At 64.5% G+C, this 3681-nt stretch carries 2 protein-coding genes and 2 pseudogenes; all 4 read right to left on the bottom strand.

Annotated elements, in window-relative coordinates:
* Nucleotides 1-1470 (bottom strand): annotated as a pseudogene (locus tag ACLP25_RS18270) (AMP-binding protein); the annotation flags it as partial.
* Between the two features lie 389 nt (nt 1471-1859).
* Complete coding sequence (locus tag ACLP25_RS18275) at nt 1860-2087, bottom strand: hypothetical protein (RefSeq protein WP_442470594.1); 228 nt, start codon at nt 2085-2087, stop codon at nt 1860-1862.
* A 449-nt stretch (nt 2088-2536) separates the two neighbouring features.
* Nucleotides 2537-2719, bottom strand: a complete 183-nt coding sequence (locus tag ACLP25_RS18280; protein ID WP_442470595.1) for a hypothetical protein — start codon at nt 2717-2719, stop codon at nt 2537-2539.
* A 630-nt stretch (nt 2720-3349) separates the two neighbouring features.
* Nucleotides 3350-3681 (bottom strand): annotated as a pseudogene (locus ACLP25_RS18285) (hypothetical protein); the annotation flags it as partial.

The raw sequence follows: 3681 nt of genomic DNA on the forward strand, positions 1-3681 counted from the left end.
GCCGGTCGGCGACGCGGATATAGCCGTCCGGATCGATCGAGGCGACGTCGCCGGTGTAGAGGTAACCCCCGCCCCAAAGGACTTCCGAAGCCTCAGGATTGTTGAGGTAGCCGGTGGAGAACCACGGCGCGCGCGCGACGATCTCGCCGACCGCCTCACCGTCATGCGGCACGTCGGCCATGTTCTCGTCGACGACGCGAAGGTCGACGAGCGGTACGGCGATCCCCGCCAGGATCCGATGCCGGACTTCCTCTTTGAGGCTGCCCTCATGCTGCGACTTGAGATGCGCGGCGGTCATCGTCGGGCCGGCCTCTGACAATCCGTAGGCCGCAAAGACGTCCATGCCGCGCGCGAGCGCGGCCCGCGCAAGCGCGGGTGGAAGCGCGGAGCCCCCAACCACCATCTTGAGATGACTCAAATCGACCCGGTCGATTCCCGGCGCGGAGAGCAGCATCTGCAGCAGAGTCGGCACGCAATGGGTGAACGTCACCTTTTCGGTTTCGATCAGCTTCACAAACATGTCCGGCTCATAGCGGCCGGCGAACACCAGCTTCGCGCCCGCGAGCGTCGCGCAATACGGGCAGCCCCAGGCGTGAACATGGAACATCGGCGTCATTGGCATATAGACGTCATCGCGATGGAAGCGGCCGTGGCGGGGGGCGAGGCCATATTCGACGAGGCCCGTGAGCGTGTGCAGCACCAGCTGCCGATGGCTGAAATAGACGCCCTTCGGCCGGCCGGTCGTCCCCGTTGTATAGAAGATCGTCGCGCAGGCGTTCTCGTCGAAATCGGGGAACGGGAAATAGGGCGAGCCGACCGACAGCAGCGTTTCGTATTCGGCCTTGATCGGGAAGTCGGTCTTCGGCGGCTCCGGCCGGTCGTGCATCAGGATGTAATTCTTCACCGCCTTCAGATGGGGCGCGAGCTTCTCGATGAGCGGCAGGAAGTCGGCGTTGAACAGCACCGTTGTCGCGCCGCTGTCGATGATCGTGTAGGCGATGTCCTCGGGAACGAGGCTGACGTTCACCGTCTGCATCACCGCGCCATCATCGGGATGGCGAAGTAGCATTCGTGGTAGCGGTCGCTGTCCCACTCGAGGATCGCGACGATGTCGCCCTGATCGACGCCAATCTGAGTGAGGCCGCTCGCCAGCCGTCCGATCCGCTCGCGAAACTCGCGGTACGTCCGGCGGCGAAGGTCGCGATAGACGATCTCCTGATCCGGCGAACGAACCATGGGCGTGTGCAAGAGATGCTTGATCAGCAGCGGATACTTATAGGCCGAAGGGGTCGGCGGAATGATCTTGACAGGCATGAGACTCCTCCCTCGATTGCCGGAGGGGATGGCGGCGGATTCAGAACGGGGCCTTGAGGGGGTTTTTGAGCCTGGCCGGCCCCCCGGCGGCGCTCCCGCTCCACGTCGTGGGTCGCGACGCCAGCCGGTGTCCCCCGGAACTCTTGGCAGGCCCATATGGGGCTTTGGGCGAGGGCTCCGCTGATCTCCGGCGGCGTCGCGCCGCTGTTCGACATCATCCAGCGTGAGTGCGCAATTAGGGTTTCTACGTAGTGTGTGAGTGCGACGCGCCTCCGCCAGTTCAACCACGCGAACGATCGGCGCCGACGCGGCTCTGTCCGACTGGTTCCCGTTCGGTTGAGCACCGAACCGCGACGGCGCGGGATCGTCAGTCTGGGAAAGGCCTCGACTTTTGGCATACCGCCGCCGACGAGACTGGCCCGCCCGTTCGATAGCCTCAGGATGTGGCGGCGAGCGCTGACCGACAGCTTTTCCAATTTCGTCGTCACAAAGCTCTTTCAGGAACCCGCTCGCCCCGGTTCCGACATTGACCGCACGCCGGGCGTTCAGCCGCTGATATGATTTTCTGTAAGCGCCCTCAATTCCACGCCAGGCGGACCGTCCAACTCAGCCCAAAACATGACGTTTAGCGGCGAGCGGGCGTTGGCTTCGTTCATGCCCCATACTCTCACCGGGAACCAGCCTTCCTGATGCTTCCAATGACCGATGTAGATGCCCGGCCTATTGTCCTCCGCAATATCGTGATTTCCTTTTCCGGGCGTGGCGACCAGCAAGAGAAGCCGCCCGTGCACCGATCTTGGCGGAGTGCCGCGATTCCAATCAATTCCAACCATCGGATTGCCTGCACCGCTTCCTGGACGCGTAAGCGTCGGCTGGCGCCGGGGTGGCGCCTCCCGCTTCATCGTCCGTTCTCATGTGCAACTTGTACAGCCTGACCAAAGGCCAATCCGCGATCCGCCGCCTATTCATCGCGAAGCATGAATCGCGCGTCGGAAACCTCGCGCCGCTGCACTCGACGTGTCCCGCCAGCCCGCGCCGATCGTGCGCGATTGCTGGCGCTAGCAACTGACGCCTGGCGTGCGGCGCAAGGCCAGGCTCTAATGGCCATCTATCCGCCTGCAATTCCGAGCCTGAAGGATTGCAACCGCCCTTTCGGCGATCATCCCGCGAACGCGACGTTCTGCGCGGCGCCACCGGATCGCAACAGAGAACGCGGAGGGCGTCACGCGGCCTGGCGCGGTCGCCGGACTTCCCCACGCAACGCCGCACGCATCCGCTCGTCGTGGTCCTCAACGCGCGCGTAAGTCTCATCGTGCGACGGTTCGCGCGGCGCCACGCACGCCTTGACGAGATTGGCGAGCGTCACACGCCACCATTCCCAGGTGATCGGAGTCGGGTGCTTCATCGAAACTTCCTCGGCGGATGCTTCGTTCGGTCGCGATGTTTGGAACGCGCAGGAGTCGCCCCGTGCGACGCGTGTGACATCGCACGATTCGTGTGCGCGAAACTGATCACCTCGTCAGCGAGGGACGCGCGCGAGGCCGACGCCTCGCCATCGCTTGAGAACGCCCCTGCCGCCGCGTGTCATCTCACCCCCTTGGCCATCCGCACGCCTCGACGCCGACGGCCGAGCGCTTGCCTTGTCGACGACGGCGGCGGGAGCGATTGAGGAAGGCGGACGCCGCCGACCGGGCAGTTCATCAGCCGAAGATTTTTGGCCAACGACCCGCACAAGTTTCTCGATGGGGTCCGGCGCGTCGCCTGGTTCGCGTGGCCTCCGCTTCGCCTTTGGAGCGCGTCCCGGCAAACCATCTCGTTCATCGCCGAAAATGGCGGCGAGCGTGGGGTAGGGCGGACGAAGCTGTCGGCGCGATGCGCAAGTTTGACTGCTCTCGACGTAGACCTGCCGTTGCAAACAGCGACTGCGAACGGCGAGAGTGGGCAGGTAAGCGGTCGTTGCCTCAAAGCGCAGAATCCGCCCAATCCGGACTTTCGACCTCGGGGTCGCGGGCGTTGGGGCGACGCCAAATTCGTTTCATTCCTTGCCCATCACCGCCAAGGCCTGTTCGAGCGGCGCCGGGGAGGCGCGAAATACACCCGAGTACGGATTTGAGAGGTCCAAAATCAACAGGACGGCGCTCGCGACCGCGATCGCGGCAACCGCGAGGGCGATGATTGAGGTCACGCCGGTGCGGGACATGAGGCCGCTGGACCGGCTGGACATCAAGCTGACGAAGAAAACGCCGCCCGCCTGACCTGAGGCCGCGTGGCGCGGCCTCGCCTCGAGGTCGCCGACGTCTTTCGCGCGCACGGGGCGGCGTGGCGGAAGGCCAACGCCGGGCACGCGAGCCTCGCCCAGTTGAAGGT

Origin of the sequence: Roseiarcus sp. (assembly GCF_052145395.1) — a bacterium.
In the GTDB taxonomy this organism is placed as follows: Bacteria; Pseudomonadota; Alphaproteobacteria; order Rhizobiales; family Beijerinckiaceae; genus Roseiarcus.